Source organism: Enterobacter sp. GD03975 (assembly GCF_029838645.1).
GTDB lineage: Bacteria > Pseudomonadota > Gammaproteobacteria > Enterobacterales > Enterobacteriaceae > Enterobacter > Enterobacter quasihormaechei.
The window spans coordinates 473,635-499,866 of sequence record NZ_JAOBZC010000003.1; the positions used below are offsets into that span (position 1 = coordinate 473,635).

Annotated in this window: 23 protein-coding genes; 5 read left to right on the forward strand and 18 right to left on the reverse strand. The window is 54.5% G+C overall.

Annotated features, from left to right (window positions below):
• Complete coding sequence (gene cmoM / locus N5C09_RS08620) at nt 1–780, reverse strand: tRNA uridine 5-oxyacetic acid(34) methyltransferase CmoM (RefSeq protein WP_063449157.1); 780 nt, start codon at nt 778–780, stop codon at nt 1–3.
• A 120-nt stretch (nt 781–900) separates the two neighbouring features.
• On the opposite strand from cmoM, the gene elyC reads away from it, so the two are divergent.
• Entirely contained in the window at nt 901–1,680 is a 780-nt protein-coding gene (elyC, locus tag N5C09_RS08625; protein WP_279748859.1) for an envelope biogenesis factor ElyC, read from the forward strand.
• Here the strand turns inward: elyC and N5C09_RS08630 are convergent.
• The 13 genes from N5C09_RS08630 to N5C09_RS08690 all read right to left on the reverse strand — a co-directional run bounded on the left by N5C09_RS08630 (nt 1,657) and on the right by N5C09_RS08690 (nt 16,569).
• Complete coding sequence (locus tag N5C09_RS08630) at nt 1,657–2,550, reverse strand: YcbJ family phosphotransferase (RefSeq protein WP_112792827.1); 894 nt, start codon at nt 2,548–2,550, stop codon at nt 1,657–1,659. The genes elyC and N5C09_RS08630 overlap by 24 nt on opposite strands.
• Before the next feature lie 131 nt (nt 2,551–2,681).
• Nucleotides 2,682–3,428 carry a 3-deoxy-manno-octulosonate cytidylyltransferase gene (gene kdsB, locus N5C09_RS08635; protein WP_063449160.1) on the reverse strand — a complete coding sequence of 249 codons (747 nt, stop codon included), beginning with the start codon at nt 3,426–3,428 and terminating at the stop codon, nt 2,682–2,684.
• Entirely contained in the window at nt 3,425–3,607 is a 183-nt protein-coding gene (gene ycaR, locus N5C09_RS08640) for a protein YcaR (RefSeq protein ID WP_006174474.1), read from the reverse strand. The genes kdsB and ycaR overlap by 4 nt, the downstream gene beginning before the upstream one ends.
• A gap of 45 nt (nt 3,608–3,652) precedes the next feature.
• Nucleotides 3,653–4,882, reverse strand: a complete 1,230-nt coding sequence (locus N5C09_RS08645) for a winged helix-turn-helix domain-containing protein (RefSeq protein ID WP_279748860.1) — start codon at nt 4,880–4,882, stop codon at nt 3,653–3,655.
• 43 nt (nt 4,883–4,925) lie between these two features.
• Entirely contained in the window at nt 4,926–5,903 is a 978-nt protein-coding gene (gene lpxK, locus N5C09_RS08650; RefSeq protein ID WP_204641897.1) for a tetraacyldisaccharide 4'-kinase, read from the reverse strand.
• Nucleotides 5,900–7,648, reverse strand: coding sequence for a lipid A ABC transporter ATP-binding protein/permease MsbA (msbA, locus tag N5C09_RS08655; RefSeq protein WP_063449163.1), 1,749 nt, complete (start codon nt 7,646–7,648; stop codon nt 5,900–5,902). Before msbA ends, lpxK begins: the two co-directional genes overlap by 4 nt.
• 36 nt (nt 7,649–7,684) lie before the next feature.
• Entirely contained in the window at nt 7,685–9,949 is a 2,265-nt protein-coding gene (locus N5C09_RS08660) for a ComEC family protein (RefSeq protein ID WP_279748862.1), read from the reverse strand.
• Between the two features lie 212 nt (nt 9,950–10,161).
• Nucleotides 10,162–10,449: an integration host factor subunit beta gene (gene ihfB, locus N5C09_RS08665; RefSeq protein ID WP_003858233.1), complete on the reverse strand. Its 288-nt coding sequence runs from the start codon at nt 10,447–10,449 to the stop codon at nt 10,162–10,164.
• 170 nt (nt 10,450–10,619) lie between these two features.
• Nucleotides 10,620–12,293, reverse strand: a complete 1,674-nt coding sequence (gene rpsA / locus N5C09_RS08670; RefSeq protein ID WP_003858235.1) for a 30S ribosomal protein S1 — start codon at nt 12,291–12,293, stop codon at nt 10,620–10,622.
• 111 nt (nt 12,294–12,404) lie between these two features.
• Entirely contained in the window at nt 12,405–13,088 is a 684-nt protein-coding gene (gene cmk, locus N5C09_RS08675; protein ID WP_131638111.1) for a (d)CMP kinase, read from the reverse strand.
• Between the two features lie 185 nt (nt 13,089–13,273).
• Entirely contained in the window at nt 13,274–14,557 is a 1,284-nt protein-coding gene (gene aroA / locus N5C09_RS08680; RefSeq protein ID WP_279748864.1) for a 3-phosphoshikimate 1-carboxyvinyltransferase, read from the reverse strand.
• A gap of 68 nt (nt 14,558–14,625) precedes the next feature.
• Nucleotides 14,626–15,714: a 3-phosphoserine/phosphohydroxythreonine transaminase gene (gene serC / locus N5C09_RS08685; protein WP_063449166.1), complete on the reverse strand. Its 1,089-nt coding sequence runs from the start codon at nt 15,712–15,714 to the stop codon at nt 14,626–14,628.
• Between the two features lie 162 nt (nt 15,715–15,876).
• Complete coding sequence (locus tag N5C09_RS08690; RefSeq protein WP_063449167.1) at nt 15,877–16,569, reverse strand: DUF421 domain-containing protein; 693 nt, start codon at nt 16,567–16,569, stop codon at nt 15,877–15,879.
• A gap of 127 nt (nt 16,570–16,696) precedes the next feature.
• Between N5C09_RS08690 and ycaO the strand changes: the two genes are divergently transcribed.
• The 4 genes from ycaO (at nt 16,697) to pflA (ending at nt 23,000) form a co-directional block, all read left to right on the forward strand.
• Nucleotides 16,697–18,457 (forward strand): 30S ribosomal protein S12 methylthiotransferase accessory factor YcaO, encoded by a 1,761-nt coding sequence (ycaO, locus tag N5C09_RS08695; RefSeq protein ID WP_279748866.1) that lies wholly within the window; start codon nt 16,697–16,699, stop codon nt 18,455–18,457.
• Between the two features lie 406 nt (nt 18,458–18,863).
• Nucleotides 18,864–19,721: a formate transporter FocA gene (gene focA, locus N5C09_RS08700; RefSeq protein WP_017384832.1), complete on the forward strand. Its 858-nt coding sequence runs from the start codon at nt 18,864–18,866 to the stop codon at nt 19,719–19,721.
• A gap of 51 nt (nt 19,722–19,772) precedes the next feature.
• Nucleotides 19,773–22,055 (forward strand): formate C-acetyltransferase, encoded by a 2,283-nt coding sequence (gene pflB / locus N5C09_RS08705; RefSeq protein ID WP_015570975.1) that lies wholly within the window; start codon nt 19,773–19,775, stop codon nt 22,053–22,055.
• A gap of 204 nt (nt 22,056–22,259) precedes the next feature.
• Nucleotides 22,260–23,000, forward strand: a complete 741-nt coding sequence (gene pflA, locus N5C09_RS08710) for a pyruvate formate lyase 1-activating protein (protein ID WP_003858250.1) — start codon at nt 22,260–22,262, stop codon at nt 22,998–23,000.
• Between the two features lie 36 nt (nt 23,001–23,036).
• Here pflA and N5C09_RS08715 read toward each other — a convergent pair whose 3' ends face one another.
• The 4 genes from N5C09_RS08715 to N5C09_RS08730 form a co-directional block, all read right to left on the reverse strand.
• Nucleotides 23,037–23,558, reverse strand: coding sequence for an anti-virulence regulator CigR family protein (locus N5C09_RS08715; protein ID WP_107535049.1), 522 nt, complete (start codon nt 23,556–23,558; stop codon nt 23,037–23,039).
• Between the two features lie 123 nt (nt 23,559–23,681).
• Nucleotides 23,682–24,830: an MFS transporter gene (locus tag N5C09_RS08720; protein WP_279748868.1), complete on the reverse strand. Its 1,149-nt coding sequence runs from the start codon at nt 24,828–24,830 to the stop codon at nt 23,682–23,684.
• A 275-nt stretch (nt 24,831–25,105) separates the two neighbouring features.
• On the reverse strand, nt 25,106–25,969 hold the full coding sequence (locus N5C09_RS08725) for a dimethyl sulfoxide reductase anchor subunit (RefSeq protein ID WP_279748869.1): 864 nt from the start codon (nt 25,967–25,969) through the stop codon (nt 25,106–25,108).
• Nucleotide 25,970: 1 nt separating this feature from the next.
• The coding region (locus N5C09_RS08730; protein WP_316087670.1) for a 4Fe-4S dicluster domain-containing protein at nt 25,971–26,232 on the reverse strand (262 nt) is incomplete at its 5' end.

A 26,232-nucleotide genomic window follows, 5' to 3' on the forward strand; every position in this document is an offset into this window, starting at 1 on the left:
TTATCCTTGCATCTGCGGCTTGCGCGCGGTGACGTGGATATAGCGACCAAGGCTCAGGTAAGGCTCCTGGCGGCAGTACCGCGTCTCTATTTCTGTTAAGGCGTCTAAACAGTCGTCCTGTTTTTGTTTATCACGCAGATAATCATGAAACACCCTCACGCCGGTTTTGCCGGTAATTTCCCAGCCGATCTCCTCCAGCCAGCCATAGACCTGCTGCGGTTCACGGGGGAAATCCGGTGACAGCGTGCGTCGTTTCTTTTTATACATGCCCTGCTGTACGTAGCCAAAATTGCCCACCAGCACGTTTCGCATCAGCAGGCCGTTGGCGTTGTAGAACATCAGCGATAACGCACCGCCCGGGCGCAACATCGACCACAGCGTTTTTAACATCGCCTGCGGTTCGGCGACCCATTCGAGCACAGCATGAAACAATATCAGATCAACCTGCGTTTCCAAATGCTGCGGAATGTCCTGAGCGGCGCAATGTATAAAATGCATGTTGTCGCTCACACCTTTCTCTTCTGCCGCTCGCTCGGCGCGCGCAACCATCTCGGCAGAAAGATCGCACAGCGTGACGTGATGCCCCCGCTGCGCCATCAAAATTGCAGTCTGACCTTCCCCACCGCCGGCATCCAGCACGCGCAACTGTCGGTCACCGAATTCCGCCAGCAGCTTGTCCAGATCCTGCCAGAGGATCGTCTGACGAAGCTGACCTTTGGTGGTGCCATAAATGTTGCGCGAAAACTTTTCCGCGATGTCATCAAAATTGCGATCCCGCATTGGGAGGGTCCCACTCACTGCAAAACCGCTATTTTGTCACACCCGCGCGGAGAATGAACCACTCTGGTGTAATATCACGGGCAATCACCTGCTGTATGGTTAAAAAAGGAACCAAAAAGGATGCTTTTTACCCTAAAAAAATATATCGGAGGCATGATGCTTCCCCTTCCCCTGCTGCTGCTCGTCATCGCCCTGGGGCTGGGATTGATATGGTTTAGCCGCTTTCAGAAAAGCGGTAAATCTCTCGTTACCGCGGGCTGGCTGGCGCTGCTGTTGCTCAGCCTGCAACCGGTCGCCGACGGTTTATTACGCCCGATAGAGAACACCTACCCGACGTGGCAGGGAAACCAGAAGGTGGACTACATCGTGGTGCTGGGCGGCGGGTATACCTGGGACCCTGACTGGGCCCCCAGCTCAAACCTGATCAACAACAGCCTGCCGCGCCTGAACGAGGGGATCCGCCTGTGGCTTGCCAACCCGGGATCGAAGATGATCTTCACGGGCACTGCGGCAAAAACCAACCCGGTCAGCACCGCTGAAGCAGGGGCAAGAGTGGCTGAATCGCTTGGCGTACCGCGTTCCGCCATCATCACGCTGGATAGCCCAAAAGATACCGAAGAAGAGGCGGCGGCGGTGAAACAGGCTATCGGTGACGTACCGTTCCTGCTGGTGACCTCTGCTTCACACCTGCCACGCGCCATGATTTTCTTTGAGAAGCAGGGTCTGCATCCGCTTCCTGCTCCGGCAAACCAGCTGGCCATTGACGCCCCGCTCAACCCGTGGGAACGGATAATCCCGTCCCCGGTATGGCTGATGCACAGCGACCGCGTCGGCTACGAGACGCTTGGCCGCCTGTGGCAGTGGCTCAAGGGTTCGTCAGGCAAGCCAGGGCAAGAGTGACGTTGCGGCAAGATCGAAACTGGCGCGATTAAAGCGCCCGGTGTTGACCAGCTGCGCCACCTCATCCCAGAGCAGATAGAGCCAGCGCCGCCAGAGAAAAGCTTCCGCAACGGGGGCGCGCTGAAGATAATGCCAGAGCAACTCTTCCGCGGCCCCGCCCTCGCTCAGCCTGAACAGCTCGTACTCGCGCGGCGCCCAGAGCATTATCCCCGGTCCGACCATCGCCAGAAGCTGATCGCTGCGCGAGTCTTTTAGCATGCTGCGCAGCGTGAAGTTGCCATGAATCAGCACACAGTTGTCGTTAAAACCCTCAAACAGCGCGGGCAGACATTCCCGGGTGCGGAACAGGATGCGTTTGTCCTGCATCGTTAAACCGGTGTTGTTGAACTGGTTGAGCGTGCCCCACAGCACTTCAACGCGCTGGCGATACCACAGCGGCCACAGGTTTTCCTGGGTGCTGTCTACCGCGCCAACCAGACCGCGGCTGTCGTGCCGGTGCCAGCCAAGCAGAGCCTCGACGATCTGATCCTTGAGCTGCTCCCAGCGCGCCGGCGTCCGCGTCGGGGCTTCTACAGAAACCCCGTGTAAACGCTCAATCAGCAGAACATCCGGGCCGGGATGCTCCTCATGGGTCATGACGCCGTAAACCGTTGGCATACGGACCGTTCCTTCCCGCGCCAGCATCGACGTTTTCCAGGCCAGCTGTCTGGCGACGCCCGGCGAGCTAAAACTTCTGGCCATCAGCGGCATGGGGTTTCCCTGACTGTCATACAACGCCCAGAGCGCGGTATCAGCCTTTTCATTTACGCACTCCACACGGCTTAGCTTTTCGCCAAGGAGATGACTCAGTTCAGCACGCAGTTGTTCCATATGAGATTACCCCCATTAAGACTACTGCTTTTATAATGAGCGTGCGAACCCCGGATGTCACCCGGTCGAGATCAATAATGAAAAAGAAAAGGGAGAATAACATCCCCTCAGAACGAGGGGATGGCTGCGAATTAACGCATTTCGACGCGTACGCGCTCAAGATCTTCAGGGGTATCCACGCCGGTGCCAGGGACTTCCTGGGCTACCGCAACGTGAATTTTCTCGCCGTACCACAGCACGCGAAGCTGTTCGAGCATTTCGATATGCTCCAGCGGGCTTGGCGCCCAGGCGACATAGCGGCGAATAAAGCCGGCGCGGTATCCGTAAATACCGATATGGCGCAGGAAGGTTTCGCCGATCGTCTCTTTCGACTGCGCGAAACGATCGCGATCCCACGGAATGGTGGCGCGGGAGAAATAGAGCGCGTAGCCCTCGGCATCCATGACAACCTTCACCGCATTCGGATTGAACGCCTCTTCTGCGTGGTGAATCGGCACCGCAAGTGTCGCCATGCCGACCTGACGCTGGGCCAGGTTGTCGGCCACCTGACGGATAATTGCCGCCGGGATCATCGGCTCATCGCCCTGTACGTTTACAATCACCGTCTCGTCGCTGAAACCGCATTTTTCGACGACTTCCGCCAGGCGCTCGGTGCCTGACTGATGGTCGGCACGGGTCATGCATACTTCCCCACCCGCGGCCTCAACCGCACGCGCAACGTCCGGGTGATCGGTAGCGACAATAACGCGACCAGCACCCGATTCGCGCGCCCGTTCAAGGACGTGCACAATCATCGGCTTACCGTTGATATCCACCAGCGGTTTACCCGGCAGGCGCGTTGAAGCATAACGCGCAGGGATAATGACAACAAAACTCATGGTTTGCTCTCTTCTGCCACCAGCGAACGGGCTTCGTTTTCCAGCAGGACCGGAATACCGTCACGCAGCGGGAACGCCAGGCTGTCCAGTTTGCAAATCAGCTCTTGTTTATCCTGGCTGTAGTACAGTTTGCCGTTGCACACCGGGCAGGCAATAATTTCAAGTAAACGGTGATCCATAGTTCCTCCGTATGGGTAATCCCTAAAGCTTATCATATTCCCTTTTCAGGGAGTGTCTGTTTCCCAGCCACCTCGACAGGCCGTAAACAGCCCCGCTGGCACGCGGCCCAGTACAATGTTGTGCGCCCCCTGCCAGCGCGCAAAGTCACTGAGCGCGGTCGTTAATCCCTTTTCCAGGCCAGCCGTCACCTTTATGCCCTCTTCAAGCCAGAGGGCGATAATTTCAAGCATGCCGGTTTTACGGTGCATTTTAGCGTCCATGCGCCCGACCAGCTGGCCTTTATGCAGCAGCGGCAAAACAAAATAACCGTACTGACGCTTTGGTGCCGGGGTGTAGCATTCCAGACGGTAATTAAAATTAAACAGCTGCCCGGCCCGCTTTCTGTCCCAGACAACCGGATCGAACGGCGACAGCACGGCGCTGTGCGTTGCCTGTAGCTTTCCCTCAAGCGCCTGAGGCAGCAGCGGGAACAAATCCGCATGCAGCCACATGTCACCTAGCGACGCTACCGAGACCGGCAAGACGCGCTGTTCGCGCTGCCACGTATCCAGCAGCGGTTTTAGCTGCGGCTGACGCAGGCGATAATAGTCCGCCAGCCACTGTGGTCGAAATATGCCCAGGCTGCGGGCGCTGTTCTCGAGCATAACGGCTTCGGCTGCGTCCTGAGACAGCAGATCGCGCGTATCGTCCCAGTGCGGCATAACGCGGTGCGTAAGGTCATAGACGCGCTGAAAGTTGCGGCGCTCAACCACCATCACTTTGCCGGACGTAAACAGCCCTTCCAGATGGCGCTTGTGCGGTTTCCACTCCCACCATCCGCTTGCGCCTTTTCGCGGTTGCTCAAAATCCGCGGAGCGTACCGGGCCGTTTTCCTGAATATGGGCAATTAGCCGCTCTATTTCAGCCGCGTGTTCCACCATCCACGCCTGACGGTATTTCCAGCCCATTTTGTCCGGGGCGAGCATTCGGTGACGCACCAGCGCAAAATCGCTGCGCGGGAGAAAACAGGCTTCATGCGCCCAGTACTCCATCAGTTCGCCCTGACGCAGCGCATCATCCAGCCATTGTGGTGGATAGTTTCCCAGGCGGCTAAACAGGACGAGATATGGGCTACGCGCCACGATGTTAATGGTGTCGATTTGCAGCAACGACATGCGTTGCACGGTAGAGAGGATATCGGCTGGCTGCGCGCGACGGCGGGGCTTTTTCAACAGCCCCTGAGCGGCAAGATGCAGGTTACGTGCGGCTGCAAGTGAGAGTTGCGGTAGAGACATGCGTTTTCCTGTCAGTCAAAGCGCCACCGGAACCGCGTTGAAGTTACTGCACTAACGCGAGCAGTTCCCTGAGCAAATGTTCCGGCTGTTCACCGCTGAGTTCAGCGTCAACCGGCAGATACCACCAGTTTTCTTTCGCAAAGGCCCGGCATTTTACCGCGTCTTTTTCCGTCATGATTAGCGTCTGCCCCGGTGCTGCCAGCCTGTCGACCTCGTCGGCCACCAGCGCCTGGTGATCGGCCAGCGGCACCCGTTTTTCAAGCCTTGCGCCACACTGCTCCAGCGTCGCGAAAAAACGCGGAGGATGACCAATCCCGGCCATCGCAACCAGACGATCCAGCTGCGCGACGTCTTTACGCTCGCCGGTCAGCATATTCACTGCCTGTCCGGGACGAAGATGCATCGGGATCTCGCCCGCTTTGGCTTCACCGCCGTTTACAATCACAGCATCAACGGTCTTCAGGCGCGACGCACGCTCACGCATTGGACCGGCTGGCAGCCACCAGCCGTTGCCAAAACGCCGCACGCCGTCAATAACCACGATCTCTTTGTCACGCGCCAGCGCATAATGCTGCAAGCCATCATCGGTAATAATGATTTGTACGCTATGCTGCGCAAGCAGTGCCTTCACGGCACCACTACGCACCGGCGATACCGCAACCGGCGCACCCGTGCGCTGGTAAATCAGTACCGGCTCATCACCGGCTTCAGCGGTTGTCGTGTCCGGCTTCAGCACCAGAGGATACTGAGCCGCTTTGCCACCATAACCGCGTGAAACGACTCCCGCGCGGATACCGCGCTTCTGGAGCTGTTCTACCAGCCAGATCACCACCGGGGTTTTGCCGTTTCCACCCGCTGTCAGGTTTCCGACCACCACCACCGGTACCGGTGCGCGCCAGGCGCGCTTGATCCCGAGGCGGTAAAGCAGACGAATAGCACCGCTCACCAGGCCATACAGCCAGGAGAGCGGGAGAAGCAGCACCCACAGAGGGGATTCACCCGACCAGATGCGTGCAATCATTGACCGAACTGCATTTTATGGAGCTGCGCGTAAACACCACGCTGTTCCAGCAGGTCCGCATGGCTGCCGCGTTCAACGATAACGCCGTCTTCCACCACCACGATTTCGTCAGCCTGTTCGATTGTCGACAGACGGTGCGCGATAACCAGCGAGGTACGGTTTTTCTGCAATTCATCCAGAGCCGACTGGATAGCGCGTTCAGATTCCGTATCCAGTGCGGATGTCGCTTCATCCAGGATCAGAATCGGGCTGTTGCGCAGCAGCGCACGGGCAATCGCGATACGTTGACGCTGACCACCGGAGAGCAGCACGCCGTTTTCGCCAATGATCGTATCCAGGCCATTATCCATTTTGTTAATAAAGTCCATCGCATAGGCCATGCGCGCCGCGTTTTCAATCTCTTCACGGCTGTACTCTTCGGTACGGGCATACGCAATGTTGTTTGCTACCGTATCGTTGAACAGGTGCACGTTCTGCGATACCAGCGCGACCTGGTTACGCAGCGACTGTAGGGTATATTCCCGCAGGTCGTGACCATCCAGCAGGATCTCGCCCTGGTCGATGTCGTAGAAACGGGTAATCAGGCTGGCAATGGTCGACTTGCCCGAACCGGAACGGCCTACCAGCGCAACGGTTTTACCCGCCGGAATGGACAGGCTGATATCACGCAGTGCCGGCACTTCGCGGCCTGGATAGGTAAAGGTGACGTTACGGAACTCCAGGTCGCCTTTAGCACGTTCGATCACGCGTGTACCTTCATCTTTTTCCTGTTCGGAATCGAGGATGCTGAACAGCGTCTGGCAGGCTGCCATCCCGCGCTGGAACTGGGCGTTGACGTTGGTCAGCGATTTCAGCGGACGCATCAGCGCAATCATGGATGAGAACACCACGGTAATGGTACCCGCAGTCAGGGTCTCCATGACGCTCGGGAAGCTTGCGGCATACAGAACAAAGGCCAGTGCCAGAGAGGCAATCAGCTGAATGATCGGATCGGAAATCGACGAGGCCGATACCATTTTCATCCCTTGCAGACGCATTCTGTTGCTGACCTTGTCAAAGCGTTTGGTTTCGACTCCCTGACCGCCGAAAATCAACACTTCTTTATGGCCTTTCAGCATCTGCTCGGCGCTGGTAGTAACCTGCCCCATCGTATTCTGCATATTTTTACTGATGTTGCGAAAACGCTTGGACACCACGCGGATAGCGATGGAGACAATCGGCGCCAGCACAATAAGGATGAGCGACAGCTGCCAGCTGTAATAGAACATCATCGCAAACAGACCGATGATGGATGCACCCTCACGCACAACGGTAATCAGTGCGCTGGACGACGATGATGCCACCTGCTCTGAATCGTAGGTAATACGTGACAGCAGCGTACCGGTTGACTGTTTGTCAAAGAAAGAGACGGGCATCCCCATCATATGGCTGAACAGCCGGCGGCGCATGGTCATCACCACTTTACCGGATACCCAGGAGATGCAGTAGCTGGATACATAGCTGGAGATTCCGCGTAAGATCATCAGCCCAATAACCACCAGCGGCATCCATAGCAGCACTGAACGATCCGTTTTACCAAAACCGTCATCCAGTAACGGTTTGAGGAGCGATAACATAAACGTATCGCTGGCTGCGTTGAGGATTAACGCTACGCCCGCCACGATCAAGCCTGCTTTGAAAGGAGCAATCATCGGCCAGAGCCGGCGGAACGTTTGCCACGTGGAGAGATCTTTGTCGTTATGCATTCAAAAAACCAGCATTTGTTGAAATAGCCGCATATTCTACCCGTTATCTACGGGCGCGCCAAACCACTGATGATACCAACGCGGTAAATAGTGTTCACGTAAGCGGCGAATGTGCCGACTATGGTGCGAAAACGTCACAGATATCTGCCCTGACTGAGGGGTATCAAGCCACTGATATCCCTCAGTTCGATAGCGCCGGACCACTTTTTTGGAAGGGAAACGCCATGCGTTATAGCGGGCCATTGAGGCCAGCGAAACCTGCCCCTCAACGCGCTGTAGCAGCGGCGTTGAGGATGACGTGTTACTTCCATGATGCGGCACCTGAATCAGTGTAGACGCAAGTTGACGCCAGCGGTGGCTCAGCATTCCCAGCTCTGCCTGCGCTTCAATATCTCCGGTCAGTAAAACACTCTGTTCGCCGTCATCAATTTTTACCACGCAGGAGCGGTTGTTACCCTTCGCAGCGGTGTTTTCTGGCGGCCAGTGCGCGGTGAACGTTAGCCCCTGCCACTGCCATCGCTGCCCACGAAAGCAGGGAAGATGCCCGGCCCAGGCTAACGGGCTCCTGATCCACATTGCGGGCCAGGCGGTTTTTAGCGATGCCACTCCCCCCGCGTGATCGAGGTGTTCATGGCTGAGGATCACCCCTTCCGGGCTCAGATGATGCCAGCGTAGCCAGGGGATAATCAGCTGTTGCGCGCTGTCCCCACCGGGCCACGCCAGCCCGGTGTCATACAGAATGGCCTTACCGTGACGCTCAATGACCATCGCCAGCCCCTGCCCTACATCAAGCATATGCAGTGACCAGCTATCGGTTTTATCCCTGTGCCAGAGTGGAAATGCCAGCACCACGCTGCCTGCCAGACAGGCGGCGGGAACTGCGCTGAAAGCCCTGAATCGCCAGCCAATAATCAGTAGCCACGGCAGTAACGTCAGGTATTGCCAGCGCTCATCAACGTCCTGCCAGCCATCTGGTAAACGCATCAACAGCCAGAAAAGCCCTGCCAGAGATTTATCCGCAGCCAGCCAGACGATACTTTCCAGCGCAGCGACCGGAAACAGATGCAGAAACATGCCGAGCAGGATAAGAGGAACTGAAATAAAGGTGACCAGAGGAACGGCAAACAGGTTCGCCACCAGCGAGGATACACTGAAACCATGGAAAATCAGGACCTGAAGCGGCAACAGAAGCAGCAGCATTCCAACCTGCAAATACACTAGCGTCGCCAGCGGCCGCAGGCCCCGACTCCGTTGCCAGGATGGAAGAGGCAACCACTGATACCAAAAAATAAGCGCGGCGACCGCAAACGCGGATAACGCCAGGCTTTGTGACAGCACCGCCAGAGGATCGAAAATCAGGATCGCCGCCACGCAGGTAAGCCAGACCTGCCAGGGCGACCACTGGCGACCGCTCATTTTTAATGCGGCCAGCACCACAAGCGCGATAACCGTGCGCAGCGCAGGCGGCTGCAATCCCGTAAGCCACGCGTAAAACGCGGCAAAGAGCAGACCTGCCAGCAGGGGCATTTGCCAGATAATCCAGCGGCCCGGCAGGAAAAACTGGATGCCCCGAGCCAGTAGCCAGACAGCAGAAGCTGCCAGCGCAATATGCAGTCCCGAAATGGCCATGAGATGCATCGTTCCGGTCTCACGCATCAGGTTTTTTATCTCCCGCGAGACAGACAGGCGCTCTCCCATCCCCAGCCCCAGGATCACGGGCCCCCACTGATATGCGGAAAGCGTATTCTGTAGCGACGTCAGGTATTGCGAACGCAGGCTACAGCGTTCGTCAACGATTGCCGCATGGGTAAACCGTCCGCTCAGCGTCTGGTGTCGGGCGAAAGCATTTTTCTGCGAATCATAGCCGCCATCGTTGAGCTCTCCGTGTACTGCCCTGAGCCGCAGGGTCATCGCCCAGCGTTGGCCGACGCAGACGTTTTGCGGCAGGTAGTTGCCATACAGCGCCACGCCCATGTTAGCCCATACGCGTTCGCCATTGAGGCTGACAATCTTTCCCTGATGCATCGTTGCGCCGTCCGTTGCGGTAATGACTACCTCGGCCTGCTGCGGGCCTTTCGTTAAATGGTTCATCGGCCACACGCTCTCCTGAGCGGCCAGAAATCCCCAGCACAAAAAGAGCACTGTGAGGCCTGAAAACGTAAGCCACTTTTTTTGCCGCAACGATAACGCAATTCCTGCTGCAATCAGCATCCAGACAGTCTGCAAATCGGGCAAAACGGGTAACCAATAGAGCGGGATTATGGCCAGAATGGCGCAGATACTGATGACGTGGATCCCCATCTTCACCTCCATGTTTCAGGTGATTATGCGGCGGGGCTGGCGCGTCGTCAGACAGAAAAGGCGTGATTTACAGCGAGCGCTGCAACGTTTTTAAGTACTTGCAGAAAAGAGAAGCTGAGAATGCGGCGCGTATTCAGAAACGCAGAGGCGAGAGACAAAAAAAGCACCCTAAGGTGCTTTCTTTAAACTCAGTTTAACCCTGATGATTAAACTCAGTTGCCGTAAATATTGGCGCGATCGCGCAGCTCTTTACCCGGCTTAAAGTGCGGAACATACTTTCCTTCCAGCTCCACTTTATCGCCAGTCTTCGGGTTACGCCCGGTACGTGGTGCACGATAGTGCAGAGAAAAACTACCGAAACCGCGGATTTCAATGCGCTCGCCCTGGGCAAGAGTGGTAGCCATATGCTCCAGCATCTCTTTAACGGCATCTTCCACAGCCTTAGCAGGGATATGCGGTTGCTGACTGGCAAGTCTTTCAATCAATTCTGACTTGGTCATGATTCCTCCGGTTCCTTTCAAACCAATTAGCTGAACAGCTCATTAAACAAGGGCGGCCGTAGCCGCCCTTTGTTATTGATTACAGGACGAATCCTGCAATCTGTCAAGTCTGCTCTCCATCCTTCGCGCTGTAAATGCGTTACAGCTCAAATGATGGTGCGAACCTGAACTTACTCGCCTTTAGCTGCTTTGAAAGCTTCAGCCATTGCGTTGTTAGAGAAGTTTGCATCTTCCTGTTTGTTAACAGTTGCGATTGCATCTTTCTCATCAGCTTCGTCTTTAGCACGAACAGACAGGCTGATTGCACGGTTCTTACGGTCAACACCGGTGAACTTAGCTTCAACGTCGTCGCCAACGCTCAGAACCAGAGTTGCATCTTCAACGCGGTCACGTGAAGCTTCGGAAGCGCGCAGGTAACCTTCAACGCCGTCAGCCAGTTCTACGGTTGCGCCTTTAGCGTCAACAGCAGTCACTTTACCGTTTACGATTGCGCCTTTCTTGTTCAGTGCAACCCAGTTGTTGAACGGATCTTCTGCGAGCTGTTTAACGCCCAGGGAGATACGCTCACGCTCTGCGTCAACTTGCAGAACAACTGCTGCGATTTCGTCGCCTTTTTTGTATTCACGAACTGCTTCTTCGCCTGCAACGTTCCAGGAGATGTCAGACAGGTGAACCAGGCCATCGATGCCGCCGTCCAGGCCGATGAAGATACCGAAGTCAGTGATAGACTTGATTTTACCTTCAACACGGTCGCCCTTGTTGTGGGTTTCCGCGAACTGCTGCCATGGGTTGTTTTTGCACTGCTTCAGGCCCAGGGAGATACGACGACGTTCTTCGTCGATATCCAGAACCATCACTTCCACTACATCACCAACGTTAACAACTTTGGATGGGTGGATGTTTTTGTTGGTCCAGTCCATTTCGGAAACGTGCACCAGACCTTCAACGCCTTCTTCGATTTCAACGAAGCAGCCGTAGTCAGTCAGGTTGGTCACGCGACCAGTCAGTTTAGTCCCTTCTGGGTAACGCTTAGCGATAGCTACCCATGGATCTTCGCCCAGCTGTTTCAGGCCGAGGGATACACGAGTACGCTCGCGGTCGAACTTCAGCACTTTAACAGTGATTTCGTCGCCCACGTTCACGATTTCGCTTGGGTGCTTAACGCGTTTCCACGCCATGTCGGTGATGTGCAGCAGGCCATCAACGCCGCCCAGGTCAACGAATGCGCCGTAGTCAGTGAGGTTCTTAACGATACCTTTGACTTCCATGCCTTCCTGCAGGTTTTCCAGCAGCTGATCGCGTTCTGCGCTGTTTTCGGATTCGATAACGGCACGACGGGAAACAACAACGTTGTTACGCTTCTGGTCCAGCTTGATTACTTTGAACTCAAGCTCTTTGCCTTCGAGGTGCAGGGTGTCACGGACTGGACGAACGTCTACCAGTGAACCTGGCAGGAACGCACGAATACCATTCAGCTCAACAGTGAAGCCACCTTTAACTTTGCCGTTGATAACACCGACCACAGTTTCAGCTTCTTCGTAAGCTTTCTCCAGCGTGATCCATGCTTCGTGACGTTTAGCTTTCTCACGAGACAGCAGGGTTTCGCCGAAGCCGTCTTCTACTGCGTCCAGAGCAACGTCAACTTCGTCACCTACCTGGATTTCCAGCTCGCCCTGGGCGTTTTTGAACTGCTCAGCCGGGATGGCAGACTCAGATTTCAGACCGGCGTCAACCAGTACTACGTCTTTGTCGATAGCAACAACAACACCACGAACGATGGAACCCGGACGGGTTTCGATTTCTTTTAAGGATTCTTCAAACAGTTGAGCAAAAGATTCAGTCATGTTTAATCTTCAGGTTAATATTAACGTCCACCTGGCTCCGTGCCGGATGGGGTTGTTTCACATACCCGCCGTCAATCCATTGCAGCGGGGGTACTGCTAAATCGGTCGCGATTACGCGAGTGCCAGTTTTTGGCGCGCATATTGTAGCGCTTTTTCAATCACTTGCTCAATAGTTAAACTGGTAGAATCCAGCACTAATGCATCTTCTGCGGGAACAAGCGGTGCGACGGCGCGGTTACGATCGCGGTCATCGCGCTCTTTTATCTCGGATAAAAGGCGATCAAAGTTAACACTAAACCCCTTTTCCTGCAACTGAAGCATACGGCGTTGAGCACGTTCTTCCGAAGAGGCGTCAAGGAAAATTTTCACTGGCGCATCAGGGAATACCACGGTTCCCATGTCGCGGCCGTCGGCGATCAGCCCCGGCGCTTCACGGAAACCACGCTGGCGACGTAACAGCGCCTCGCGAACGCGAGGGAAAGCCGCCACCTGAGAAGCCGCATTGGCCACTTCCTGCGTGCGGATTTCAGCACTGACATCTTCCCCTTCCAGGATCACTTCAAGGTTGCCATCAGTAGAGACAAAGCGCACATCCAGATGCGCAGCCAGCGGTACCAGCGCTTCCTCGGACGCAACATCCACATGATGATGCAGCGCAGCCAGCGCCAGCACGCGATAGATTGCTCCCGAATCTAAAAGATGCCATTGCAATGCTTCCGCCATCGCTTTGCACAGAGTACCTTTCCCTGCGCCACTCGGCCCATCAATGGTGATTACCGGGGCAATTGCCGTCATCTTTTTCTCCTTAATTAAGGCATACCGTTAACATGAACGCCGCGCATTATACGCGCCAACGTGCGCAACTGTTAACTTTGCGTGCAAATTCCGAAATGATTGAAGCAGAGTGTAGAAGAAATGAAAGAGGATGACTGTCAGAAAGCGTAAGGAAATGCCGCATCGGGTGATGCGGCATAAGATCATCAGGCCAGGGTGCTAATGCGCGCCAGCTGCTCGAAGTAGTCCGGGAAGGTCTTTGCCGTACATTTCGGATCGAGGATAGTGACCGGCGTATCTGACAGCGCCACCAGCGAGAAACACATCGCCATGCGGTGATCGTTGTAGGTGCCAATTTCTGCAAATTGCAGTTTTGCCGGAGGGGTAACGCGAATGTAGTCTTCGCCCTCTACGACCTCCGCTCCCACTTTACGCAGCTCGGTTGCCATTGCGAACAGGCGGTCCGTCTCTTTTACGCGCCAGTTGTAAATGTTCCGCAGCGTGGTGGTGCCTTTCGCAAACAGCGCAGCGGTGGCAATAGTCATCGCCGCATCAGGAATGTGGTTCATGTCCATATCGATAGCGTTCAGCTCACCGTGGGTACAGGCGATGAAGTCATCGCCCCAGGTCACCACCGCGCCCATTTTTTCCAGTACGTCGGCAAAACGGATATCGCCCTGCACGCTGTTGCGGCCAATCCCGGTCACTTTGACGGTACCGCCCTTGATCGCGCCCGCTGCCAGGAAGTAAGAGGCCGATGACGCGTCGCCTTCGACAAGGTACTGACCCGGAGACTGATACTGCTGCCCACCGCGAACCACGAAGCGCTGGTAAGACTGGTTTTCCACCTCAACACCGAAGGTATTCATCAGGTGCAGTGTGATATCAATGTACGGCTTAGAGACCAGGTCGCCTTTAATGCTGATAACGGTATCCTGTGGGGCCAGCGGTGCGGTCATCAGCAGCGCGGTCAGGAACTGACTGGAGACGCTACCGTCCACCTCAACGTTACCCCCGGTAAATCCACCGCGCAGACGCAGTGGCGGGTAATTTTCCTGCTCAAGATAATCAATCTGCGCGCCGCCCTGACGCAGGGCATCCACCAGATGGCCGATCGGGCGCTCTTTCATTCGCGGCTCACCGGTCAGCACAATATTGTTGTTCCCCAGACACAGCGCTGCGGCCAGAGGACGCATTGCCGTACCGGCGTTACCCAGGAAAAGCTCCAGCGCTTCAGCAGAACGTAACGCGCCGCCGTTACCGGTGACTTCACAACGGGTACGATCGTCGGACAGCGTATAATGAACTCCCAACGCTTTCAGCGCATTGAGCATATGGCGCACGTCATCGCTGTCCAGCAGGTTGGTGAGGACGGTGGTGCCGTGTGCCAAAGCTGCCAGCAGCAGAGCGCGGTTCGAGACACTTTTTGAACCAGGCAGATTAATGGTGCCATCTACCCGCGCGATAGGTTGTAACGTCAGGGATTCCATGAAACTCAACTCTCAACTCAACATAATAAAAACCCCGCAGCAACGCTGCGGGGGTGAAAAACAGCCCGTTAACCGTGACGACGTTCGAAGTCGATCATGAAATCGGTCAGGGCTTTAACGCCTTCCAGCGGCATGGCGTTATAGATAGAGGCACGCATCCCGCCAACCACGCGATGGCCTTTCAGCGCGTGCAGACCCGCCGCGAACGACTCTTCCAGGAATACGCTGTCCAGGCTGCTGTCTGCCAGCTGGAACGGTACGTTCATGCGCGAACGGTTAGCTTTCGCCACATCGTTACGGTAGAAATCGCTCTTGTCGATCGTGCCGTACAGCAGTTCGGCTTTCTGCTGATTGATCTTGTCCATCTGCGCCACGCCGCCGTTTTGCTTCAGCCATTTGAAGACCAGGCCGGAGAGATACCAGGCAAACGTAGGTGGGGTGTTGAACATGGAGTCGTTGTCATTCAGGACGGTGTAATCCAGGATTGACGGGCAGGACTTATGGGCTTTCCCCAGCAGGTCTTCACGGACGATGACAATTGTCAGCCCCGCAGGACCGATGTTTTTCTGAGCACCTGCGTAAATGACGCCGTAGCGGCTGACGTCCAGCGGGGTGGACAGAATGGTTGAAGAGAGGTCCGCCGTCACAATGACATTGTCGCCAAAGTCTGGCTCTTCGTGAATGGCGATGCCGTCGATGGTTTCGTTCGGGCAGTAGTGGAGATACGCGGCGTTGTCAGACAGCTGCCACTCGCTCATCGGCTTCACGGCGCGCAGGCCGTCGACGGTGACCTTGGCATCGATGACATTCGGCGTGCAGTATTTGTGCGCTTCTTTTACCGCACTGGCTGCCCAGTAACCGGCATCGACGTAATCAGCGGTGGTTTTGTCGCCCAGCAGATTAAGCGGGATACCCGCAAACTGGCCGCGTCCACCGCCGTGACAGAACAATACTTTGTAGTTCGAGGGAATGTTCAGCAGATCGCGAAAATCCTTTTCTGCCTCTTCCGCCACCTGAATAAACGCTTTACCCCGGTGGCTGATTTCCATCACCGACGTACCCAGACCGTTCCAGTCACAAAGTTCCTGTTGAGCCTGTTTAAGCACGTCTGCCGGTAACATTGCCGGACCTGAACTGAAATTAAAGACTTGAGCCATTTCCCCTCACCACGCTAAAAGCCATAAGTTATAACTGTGGATATCGGTTTTATCATTCAGTGACACGCGCCGCAATGTCTAAAACTTATGGCCGGAGAAATGTGTCCCTCGTCACACAAAACAATCTGCCGTACCGTTGTCACAAAACCGACAAAATCGCTGTCAGGTAATGCGCTTAGCCCGGCTAACCTTCGTCCATTCTGGATTCGTACAGCGAGGACATAATTGATGATCGCCCGCCTGCATGCCCACCACGTGGCTACATTTTATGCAGGCATACTCGCCCGCCTCAGGTACGGTTTTGTATCGCTCGATGAGCATATCCGGCAGGATGCACAGCCCGGGCCTGACCTCATCGTCGGAATAGTAATAAATGCTGATTTGACCGTTCGTTTCCATAATCGCCAGACGCACCTGCCCCAGCTGTTCAACGCTGCTGATGCGAAGCTCCATAAAGAACTCAAACTCCGTCATATTGGCGCGTTGCACGTTCTCCCAGGCCAGTTGACCATCTTCGACAATCACCACCGGTTTCCCTTCGAACAGATCTTCCAGCTTTTCGCTTTTCGACATCAGCCACATGACCAGCCGGTAGAGCAGCGCGAGCGTCACGAAGACGACAAAGACCGGCACCATAGGAACATCGTCATAAAAGGCAACGTCCCCCGCCGCTGACCCCAGCGTCAGGATGATCAGCACCTCAAACAGCGACATCTGCCGGACGCCGCGGCGTCCGGTGATTTTCAGAAACAGGAAGACGAGAACAAAGGTGTAGAAGCTGCGCAGCGCCACTTCACCTAAAAACTCGGGGGGAACTTTATCAAACGCCATCCGCTGGAGATCAAATGCTTTCATTTTTCTATGCCTTAACAGTAGGTTACTGCTTATAAGCATAGCCCAACCATTTATTTTCGCCGGAGATAGCACCCGTCACGCAAAACCCGTATCATTGCGCGCTTTACGTACGATAAAAGTGAACGCCATGACTCAAACGTTTATCCCCGGCAAAGACGCCGCTCTGGAAGATTCCATCGCTCGCTTCCAGCAGAAACTGACCGACCTGGGCTTTAATATCGAAGAAGCCTCCTGGCTGAATCCGGTGCCTCACGTCTGGTCCGTGCATATTCGCGACAAAGACTGTGCGCTGTGCTTTACCAACGGTAAAGGCGCAACCAAAAAAGCGGCGCTGGCCTCTGCGCTGGGTGAGTATTTTGAACGTCTGTCGACCAACTACTTCTTCGCCGACTTCTGGCTGGGCGACACCATCGCCAACGGTCCGTTCGTTCACTACCCGAATGAAAAATGGTTCCCGCTGACCGAGGACGATGAACTGCCGGAAGGTATTCTGGATGCGCGTCTGCGTGCGTTCTACGATCCGGAAAACGAACTGACCGCCAGCATGCTGATCGACCTGCAATCCGGCAATGAGGAACGTGGGATCTGCGCCCTGCCGTTCACCCGCCAGTCTGATGAGCAGACCGTCTATATTCCGATGAATATCGTTGGCAACCTGTACGTGTCTAACGGCATGTCCGCCGGTAACACCCGCAACGAAGCACGCGTTCAGGGGCTGTCTGAAGTTTTCGAGCGTCACATCAAAAACCGCATTATTGCCGAATCCATCAGCCTGCCGGAGATCCCGGCTGACGTGCTGGCCCGCTACCCGGGCGTGGTGGAATCCATCGCTAAACTGGAAGCGGAAGGTTTCCCAATCTTTGCCTACGACGGTTCTCTGGGCGGCAAATATCCGGTTATCTGCGTAGTGCTGTTCAACCCGGCCAACGGCACCTGCTTCGCCTCCTTCGGCGCGCACCCTGACTTCGGCGTGGCGTTGGAGCGTACCGTGACCGAACTGCTGCAAGGTCGTAGCCTGAAAGATCTCGACGTGTTTACGCCGCCGACCTTTGATGACGAAGAGGTCGCCGAGCACACCAACCTCGAAACGCACTTCATCGACTCCAGCGGTTTGATCTCCTGGGATATGTTCAAGCAGGACGCGGACTATCCGTTCGTGGACTGGAGCTTTGCCGGTACGACGGAAGAAGAGTTCGCCACGCTGATGGCGATCTTCAACGCGGAGGATCAGGAAGTCTATATTGCCGACTATGAACACCTTGGCGTTTACGCGTGCCGTATCATTGTACCGGGCATGTCCGACATTTATCCGGCAGAAGATCTGTGGCTGGCGAACAACAGCATGGGCGCACATCTGCGTGAAACCCTGCTGGCCCTGCCGGGCAGCGAGTGGGAAAAGGAAGATTATCTGAACCTGATCGCCCAGCTGGACGACGAAGGTCACGATGATTTCACCCGCGTACGTGAGCTGCTGGGTCTGGCAACCGGAAAAGATAACGGCTGGTACACGCTGCGCATCGGCGAACTGAAAGCGATGCTGGCACTGGCGGGCGGCGATCTGGATCAGGCTCTGGCCTGGACCGAGTGGACGATGGAGTTTAACCAGTCCGTCTTCTCCGCCGAGCGCACTAACTATTACCGTTGCCTGCAAACGCTGCTCCTGCTTTCTCAGGAAGACGATCGCGAGCCATTGCAGTATCTGAACGCCTTTGTCCGCATGTACGGTGCAGATGCCGTTGAAGCTGCCAGCGCGGCACTGAGCGGTGAAGATCCGTTCTATGGCCTGCAAGCGGTTGACAGCGATCTGAAAGCCTTCCCGGCGCATCAGTCGCTGCTTAATGCGTATGAAAAATTGCAGAAGGCTAAAGCCGCTTACTGGTCAAAATAAGCGCATATAACATTAATGGCAGTAGGCGTATTCAACCGCCTGAGCTATATTACGGGGCAATTTCATTGCCCCTTTTTTTTTATTTTTAGGCAATGACATTTAAATGTAATAGTTAAGTTAACCATGGGTAAATATAAAAATACTTACCTGTGCTTTACTGTTACTAATTATAATAAATACTCCATTTTAATTAACTGTTTTAAGGGAGGCTGAAGGAAAAAATTCAACTCTTTTCATAACTTTTAAAATTTATTTTTATACGGATAATCAAATACTTACTCCGCTTTTGCTGTAAAACCATACACGCTGCGGGCCTATAAGCCAGGCGAGATATGATCTATATCAATTTCTCTTCTATAATGCTTTGTTAGTATCTCGTCGCCGACTTAATAAAGAGAGAGTTAGTGTGAAAGCTGACAACCCTTTTGATCTATTACTCCCCGCTGCGATGGCGAAAGTTGCCGAAGAAGCGGGTGTCTACAAAGCAACGAAACATCCGATGACGACGTTCTTTCTGGCCATCACGGCTGGTGTGTTCATCTCCATCGCTTTCGTCTTCTATATCACAGCCACCACCGGCACGGCCGGGATGCCTTTCGGCATAGCGAAACTGATTGGTGGTATTTGCTTCTCACTGGGTCTGATTCTTTGCGTCATCTGCGGTGCCGACCTCTTCACCTCAACGGTGTTGATTGTTGTGGCAAAAGCCAGCGGAAGAATTACCTGGGGTCAACTGGGGCGCAACTGGCTCAACGTCTACGTTGGTAACCTGATTGGCTGTCTGCTCTTTGTTCTGTTGATGTGGCTCTCTGGCGAGTACATGACCGCCAACGGCGGCTGGGGGCTTAACGTCCTGCAAACCGCTGACCACAAAATGCACCATACATTTATCGAAGCTGTTGCTCTCGGCATCCTTGCAAACCTGATGGTCTGCCTGGCGGTCTGGATGAGCTACTCTGGTCGTAGCCTGATGGATAAAGCCATGATTATGGTTCTGCCGGTTGCGATGTTTGTTGCCAGCGGCTTTGAGCACAGTATTGCGAATATGTTCATGATCCCGATGGGGATTGTTATCCGCAACTTTGCAAGCCCGGAGTTCTGGACTGCTGTTGGTTCAACCCCGGAAAGTTTTTCACACCTGACTATTATGAATTTCATTACTGATAACCTGATCCCCGTCACTATCGGGAACATTATCGGTGGGGGTCTGTTAGTTGGGTTGACATACTGGGTCATTTACCTGCGTGGCGGCGATCATCATTAATGGTTGTCTCAGGCAGTAAATAAAAAATCCACTTAAGAAGGTAGGTGTTACATGTCCGAGCTTAATGAAAAGTTAGCCACAGCCTGGGAAGGTTTTACGAAAGGTGACTGGCAGAATGAAGTCAACGTCCGTGACTTTATTCAGAAAAACTATACCCCGTATGAAGGTGACGAATCCTTCCTGGCTGGTGCAACTGACGCAACCACCAAGCTGTGGGACAGCGTAATGGAAGGCGTTAAACTGGAAAACCGCACTCACGCGCCAGTTGATTTTGACACCTCCGTTGCTTCCACCATCACTTCTCACGATGCTGGCTACATCAACAAAGCCCTTGAGAAAATCGTTGGTCTCCAGACTGAAGCACCACTGAAACGCGCAATCATCCCGTTCGGTGGCATTAAAATGGTTGAAGGTTCCTGCAAAGCGTATAACCGCGAGCTGGACCCAATGCTGAAAAAAATCTTCACCGAATACCGTAAAACCCATAACCAGGGCGTATTCGATGTTTACACCAAAGACATTCTGAACTGCCGTAAATCTGGCGTTCTGACCGGTCTGCCAGATGCCTATGGCCGTGGCCGTATCATCGGTGACTACCGTCGCGTTGCGCTGTACGGTATCGACTTCCTGATGAAAGACAAATACGCGCAGTTCGTCTCTCTCCAGTCTGACCTGGAAAACGGCGTAAACCTGGAAGCGACTATCCGTCTGCGTGAAGAGATTGCTGAACAGCACCGTGCGCTGGGTCAGATCAAAGAGATGGCGGCGAAATACGGCTGCGATATCTCTGGCCCTGCAACCAACGCTCAGGAAGCTATCCAGTGGACCTACTTCGGCTACCTGGCCGCTGTTAAGTCTCAGAACGGTGCAGCAATGTCCTTCGGCCGCGTATCCACCTTCCTGGATGCGTACATCGAACGTGACCTGAAAGCAGGTAAAATCACCGAGCAAGACGCTCAGGAAATGATTGACCACCTGGTCATGAAACTGCGTATGGTTCGCTTCCTGCGTACTCCAGAATATGATGAGCTGTTCTCTGGTGACCCAATCTGGGCAACCGAATCTATCGGCGGTATGGGCGTAGATGGCCGTACTCTGGTAACCAAAAACAGCTTCCGCTTCCTGAACACCCTGTACACCATGGGTCCTTCTCCGGAGCCGAACATCACCGTTCTGTGGTCTGAAAAACTGCCTCTGAACTTCAAGAAATTCGCCGCTAAAGTGTCCATCGACACCTCTTCTCTGCAATACGAGAACGATGACCTGATGCGTCCGGACTTCAACAATGACGACTACGCTATCGCGTGCTGCGTAAGCCCAATGGTTGTTGGTAAGCAAATGCAGTTCTTCGGTGCGCGTGCAAACCTGGCGAAAACCATGCTGTACGCTATCAACGGCGGCGTTGATGAAAAACTGAAAATGCAGGTTGGTCCTAAGTCTGAACCTATCAAAGGCGACGTGCTGAACTATGACGAAGTCATGGAGCGCATGGACCACTTCATGGACTGGCTGGCTAAGCAGTACGTGACTGCGCTGAACGTTATCCACTACATGCACGACAAGTACAGCTACGAAGCCTCTCTGATGGCGCTGCACGACCGTGACGTGGTTCGTACCATGGCGTGTGGTATCGCAGGCCTGTCCGTTGCGGCTGACTCCCTGTCTGCAATCAAATATGCGAAAGTTAAACCAATTCGTGACGAAGACGGTCTGGCTATCGACTTCGAAATCGAAGGCGAATACCCGCAGTTTGGTAACAACGACGCTCGCGTTGATGACATGGCAGTTGACCTGGTAGAACGTTTCATGAAGAAAATTCAGAAACTCACTACCTACCGTAACGCTATCCCGACTCAGTCTGTTCTGACCATCACCTCTAACGTTGTGTATGGTAAGAAAACCGGTAACACCCCAGACGGTCGTCGTGCTGGCGCGCCATTCGGCCCAGGTGCTAACCCAATGCACGGTCGTGACCAGAAAGGTGCGGTTGCCTCTCTGACCTCCGTTGCTAAACTGCCGTTTGCTTACGCGAAAGATGGTATCTCTTACACCTTCTCTATCGTGCCAAACGCGCTGGGTAAAGATGACGAAGTACGTAAAACTAACCTCGCGGGTCTGATGGATGGTTACTTCCACCACGAAGCGTCCATCGAAGGTGGTCAGCACCTGAACGTGAACGTGATGAACCGTGAAATGCTGCTCGACGCGATGGAACACCCTGAGAAATATCCTCAGCTGACCATTCGTGTATCAGGTTACGCAGTACGTTTTAACTCCCTGACTAAAGAACAGCAGCAGGACGTTATCACCCGTACTTTCACTCAGTCCATGTAAGTGGAATTGACTGAAATCACGCGTTAAAAAGCGTACAATAAAGGCTCCACGTCAGTGGGGCCTTTTTAGCACCCTCTTCTCCTCAGTCTCTTTTGTCCGCTATCTATACTTTATGGATAACAGCCAAAACAGACTTCAACACAGCCGGCTTTGAGCTGTGCATACTCAGGCCCCGGACGGGCCGATGCTGGAGATATCACCGCAATGTCAATTATTGGTCGCATTCACTCCTTTGAATCCTGTGGCACCGTCGATGGCCCGGGGATCCGTTTCATCACCTTTTTCCAGGGCTGCCTGATGCGCTGCCTGTACTGCCACAACCGTGACACCTGGGATACTCACGGCGGCAAAGAAGTCACCGTTGAGGATCTGATGAAAGAGGTGGTGACCTATCGCCACTTTATGAACGCGTCCGGCGGTGGCGTGACGGCATCCGGCGGTGAAGCCATTCTTCAGGCTGAGTTTGTGCGCGACTGGTTCCGCGCCTGCCACAAAGAAGGCATTCATACCTGCCTCGACACCAACGGCTTTGTACGCCGCTACGATCCGGTTATTGATGAACTGCTTGAGGTAACCGATCTGGTGATGCTCGATCTCAAACAGATGAACGATGAAATTCACCAGAACCTGGTCGGCGTCTCGAACCACCGTACGCTGGAATTTGCCAAATACATTGCCAACAAAGGCGTCAAAACGTGGATCCGCTACGTGGTGGTGCCGGGCTGGTCAGATGATGATGATTCCGCGCATCGTCTGGGCGAGTTTACCCGGGATATGGGCAACGTGGAGAAAATTGAACTCCTGCCCTATCACGAGTTGGGTAAACACAAATGGGTGGCGATGGGCGAAGAGTACAAGCTTGACGGCGTGAAGCCGCCGAAAAAAGAGACGATGGAACGCGTCAAAGGTATTCTTGAGCAATACGGCCACAAGGTCATGTATTAAGAAAAAGGCCCGGTGAGAACCGGGCCTTTTTATATTCTATTCAAAGACGCCGTTAATAACGGCAGTCACAATCGCGGTACTCAGGGCAATTAAGACGAGGTCGTCCCCCACCACGCGCCATTCATACCCCGGATAGGAAGGAAGCTGGCCGAGCATTGAGGCAGGCACGGTTTTCTTTGCAATGCCCGGAGGCAGCGGTTTACCGCGCGCAAGGTTTTTCGCAATGCCCGGAGGCAGAGAGTCATAGCCCGTTAAGCCATAATTCAGCGCCAGATGGCGGGCGCGATCGAAGCTCACGCGAACGTCGACGTCGTTACCGACATCTTTGCTGTTTTTGACGCTTTTGTCCGATTTTCCTGGATTATCCTGACCCTTATTTTGCTTATTACCATGGTTGCCGGCGTTGCCGTTACCATGATTGCCGCTATTACCTTGTCCGCCACCGTTTCCGTGGCCACCGCCATTCCCGTTCCCGGGATTAGCCATGACCGGAGCCGTTGCAAACGTTAAGGACAACACTACGGCAAGTGCGGTAGTGGTAAAACGACGAGTAGACATGATGGCTGCCTTTTAGTGGTAGTACGCATTTGAATTATCGCCAGGCAGTAAAAACGCACAATAAGCAAAAGTCTTATATGTGACAGGGACAAAAAAGCCTGTCATCGACAGGCTTTTAATTCATCAGGCGTGTGCCACCGGCGTGGGATGCTCGCCGACTTTGCGCAGCAACATTAGCAGATAGATAAACGACACGCTGGCAATCATGATAAACAGCAGGTTATCAGAGTAGTTTTGCATGAGCATGGAGGTGAAAGTCGGCCCCAGCAAGCTGCCGATGGTGTAGCTCAGCAATAAAGCCTGGTTCATCGCCACCAGCTGATGATGCTCTACTTTCTCACAGGCCCAGGCCATCGCGACCGGATAAAGCGTAAAGCCCGCAGCCCCCAGAATGAACAGCGCAGGCGCCATCGCGGCGTTACTGAGCATGGCGAGACAGCCCATGATCACCACAAAAACCTGTACGCGCAGCACCAGCAGGCGACCAAAACGATCGGCCAGACGACCGATCGGCCATTGACCTACAATCCCAGCGCTGACCATGACCGCCATCCAGAAACCGATCCCGGAATCGCTGACGCCCTGATGGTTGAGATAGAGCGGCATCAGGCCATAGAGTGAACCCAGCACAATCCCGGAGATAATGCAGCCGTTAACGCCTAAACGCGCCTGACGAAGCCTGAGCATCGGCCAGACGTGCGTAGCTTCCTGATGCTCACTGCTCTGGTTCACGATTCGGGTAAAGAGCAGCGGCATGACCGCAGCCAGCACCATGCCCGTTACCCACGGCAGTACGCTCATCAGGTCGGTTGGGAATTTGCTGACCATCAGTTGTCCCAGAACGGTACCGACGTAATACACCATCATGTAAGCCGCCAGCAGACGCCCGCGGTTATGCGAGGTGCCGCTGCACATCAGCGCACTTTCCACCACCACCCAGATCATTGCGCAGCCGACGCCCGCAATAAAGCGCCAGACCATCCAGCTCCAGAAGCCGACCATCAGGCCTAAACCGGCGCATCCGACGGCAAAGATCAGCGACGCCAGATAATAACTACGGTTAAAACCAAAACGCTTAATAAGGCTACCCGTTAATAAGGTGCCCAGCAGATTTCCCGTAAAAAAGGACGAGCTAACCATACCCACCTGCCAGGTCGGTAAGTTTTCATGGGCCAGCCAGAGCGGGACGAGTGTGTTTAACACCGCGATCGCCAGGGTCAGCAAAAGCAGGCCACAGAGCAACAAAAGCACCGGGCGGGTATAGGTGGTCATGGATTAAAAACCGTGAGGAAGTTCAGATTTCGTGCGCATCATGCCACTGGCAAAAACAAAGTCAATCCACCGATTCAGGCGTCACGCACGATATGCGCCACGTCGATTTAAAAAACTCATCCTGCTAATGCAAAGCCTGCTACAGATATTAATTATCTATTTGTTTTTATTTATATCCGGGAAATTCTTAAGCGAAACATCAGTTGAAAAATTTCATGAATGAAAAAAGAAAAGCCGGGCGCTATGTCCCGGCTTTATATAACAAAAAATAAAAACTAGCTGGCGATAGCCATACCGACCGTCATATGCAGACCGTAAAACACGCCGCGGCCAATCAGTTCCCCGGCCAGCACCAGTACAAACGCCAGCGACAGCAACGGCAGCGCAGGCTGGTAGCCTTTAAGCTGAGGGGCAACCCAGCAGACCAGCGCCGCCGTCAGCAGCACCACGCGCCAGGCCATCAGCGAACCGTAATCCGGCACCAGGGCCGAAGCCTGTTGGATAGAGCTGTGAATCGTCGCCAGCTCCGCTCCCTGCATCAGCGCCACAACGGTACTGATGACCAGTGCCAGCAGCGAGACCGCAGGCAGCAGGCGCATCGCCCAACCCGTAACGCCGGCCACGCGCAGCAGCAGATAGCCCAGCAGCGGGCCGCCAATGAACATCGTCAGGAAGAAGCTCATCGGTGTCCAGACGCTGTACCAGGTCGGAACGGTGTCAATCGTGTTGTACACCCGAACCATCATCCAGACGAATACCACGCCCAGTACCATGGTGACGATAAGCCACAACGCGCGTAACACTGACGGCAGCTTGTTCACCGCTGCCAGTAGCCACCCCAGCCCGCCTACGGCAAAGAAGATTGCGCCGCTGGCAATCTCATTACTCAGCGAAGAGGCGCCCACGCGATTCAGGGAGTTGAACGCGCGCATTGGCGAACCCAGGTGCAGCGTGGAGGCGATAAAGCCAATGCCCATCAGCACCCACAGACCAAACATGCTGAGCACCAGACGCTGCTGCCGTTCGGCACTGAGATTACCTTTCATAAGCGCCAGCGCGAGGACAATAAACCCGCCCACCACGCACTGCCCAAAGACCGTGAAGATCATCAGCGGCCATTCATGCCATCCACTTCCCATCTCACACCTCCTTCGGGTTTGCCAGGTAGCCGGTGGTGTCACCCGTCGGACGGCTGTTGGCGTTAGGTTTAATCACAATACTCGGCTTCGTGAAGTGCGCAGACGGCAGCGGCGCGACGGCAGCAAGCTGGCCGTGTTTTTTGCGCAGCTCCTCAATCGGGCCAAAGTCCAGCGCGCGCAGCGGGCAGGACTCGACGCAAATGGGCTTTTTGCCGTCCGCGACGCGGCTGTGGCAGCCGTCGCACTTGGTCATGTGGCCTTTG

Excerpts from the sequence above, each read along its gene's own strand:
- rpsA (WP_003858235.1), bottom strand. The coding sequence starts at position 12,293 with ATGACTGAATCTTTTGCTCAACTGTTTGAAGAATCCTTAAAAGAAATC.
- N5C09_RS08720 (WP_279748868.1), bottom strand. The coding sequence starts at position 24,830 with ATGACCACCTATACCCGCCCGGTGCTTTTGTTGCTCTGTGGCCTGCTT.
- aroA (WP_279748864.1), bottom strand. The coding sequence starts at position 14,557 with ATGGAATCCCTGACGTTACAACCTATCGCGCGGGTAGATGGCACCATT.
- serC (WP_063449166.1), bottom strand. The coding sequence starts at position 15,714 with ATGGCTCAAGTCTTTAATTTCAGTTCAGGTCCGGCAATGTTACCGGCA.
- pflA (WP_003858250.1), top strand. The coding sequence starts at position 22,260 with ATGTCAATTATTGGTCGCATTCACTCCTTTGAATCCTGTGGCACCGTC.
- elyC (WP_279748859.1), top strand. The coding sequence starts at position 901 with ATGCTTTTTACCCTAAAAAAATATATCGGAGGCATGATGCTTCCCCTT.
- ycaR (WP_006174474.1), bottom strand. The coding sequence starts at position 3,607 with ATGGATCACCGTTTACTTGAAATTATTGCCTGCCCGGTGTGCAACGGC.
- kdsB (WP_063449160.1), bottom strand. The coding sequence starts at position 3,428 with ATGAGTTTTGTTGTCATTATCCCTGCGCGTTATGCTTCAACGCGCCTG.
- cmk (WP_131638111.1), bottom strand. The coding sequence starts at position 13,088 with ATGACGGCAATTGCCCCGGTAATCACCATTGATGGGCCGAGTGGCGCA.
- N5C09_RS08690 (WP_063449167.1), bottom strand. The coding sequence starts at position 16,569 with ATGAAAGCATTTGATCTCCAGCGGATGGCGTTTGATAAAGTTCCCCCC.
- N5C09_RS08645 (WP_279748860.1), bottom strand. The coding sequence starts at position 4,882 with ATGTCTCTACCGCAACTCTCACTTGCAGCCGCACGTAACCTGCATCTT.
- cmoM (WP_063449157.1), bottom strand. The coding sequence starts at position 780 with ATGCGGGATCGCAATTTTGATGACATCGCGGAAAAGTTTTCGCGCAAC.
- N5C09_RS08725 (WP_279748869.1), bottom strand. The coding sequence starts at position 25,969 with ATGGGAAGTGGATGGCATGAATGGCCGCTGATGATCTTCACGGTCTTT.
- ihfB (WP_003858233.1), bottom strand. The coding sequence starts at position 10,449 with ATGACCAAGTCAGAATTGATTGAAAGACTTGCCAGTCAGCAACCGCAT.
- lpxK (WP_204641897.1), bottom strand. The coding sequence starts at position 5,903 with ATGATTGCACGCATCTGGTCGGGTGAATCCCCTCTGTGGGTGCTGCTT.
- pflB (WP_015570975.1), top strand. The coding sequence starts at position 19,773 with ATGTCCGAGCTTAATGAAAAGTTAGCCACAGCCTGGGAAGGTTTTACG.
- N5C09_RS08715 (WP_107535049.1), bottom strand. The coding sequence starts at position 23,558 with ATGTCTACTCGTCGTTTTACCACTACCGCACTTGCCGTAGTGTTGTCC.
- ycaO (WP_279748866.1), top strand. The coding sequence starts at position 16,697 with ATGACTCAAACGTTTATCCCCGGCAAAGACGCCGCTCTGGAAGATTCC.
- N5C09_RS08630 (WP_112792827.1), bottom strand. The coding sequence starts at position 2,550 with ATGGAACAACTGCGTGCTGAACTGAGTCATCTCCTTGGCGAAAAGCTA.
- msbA (WP_063449163.1), bottom strand. The coding sequence starts at position 7,648 with ATGCATAACGACAAAGATCTCTCCACGTGGCAAACGTTCCGCCGGCTC.
- N5C09_RS08660 (WP_279748862.1), bottom strand. The coding sequence starts at position 9,949 with ATGGGGATCCACGTCATCAGTATCTGCGCCATTCTGGCCATAATCCCG.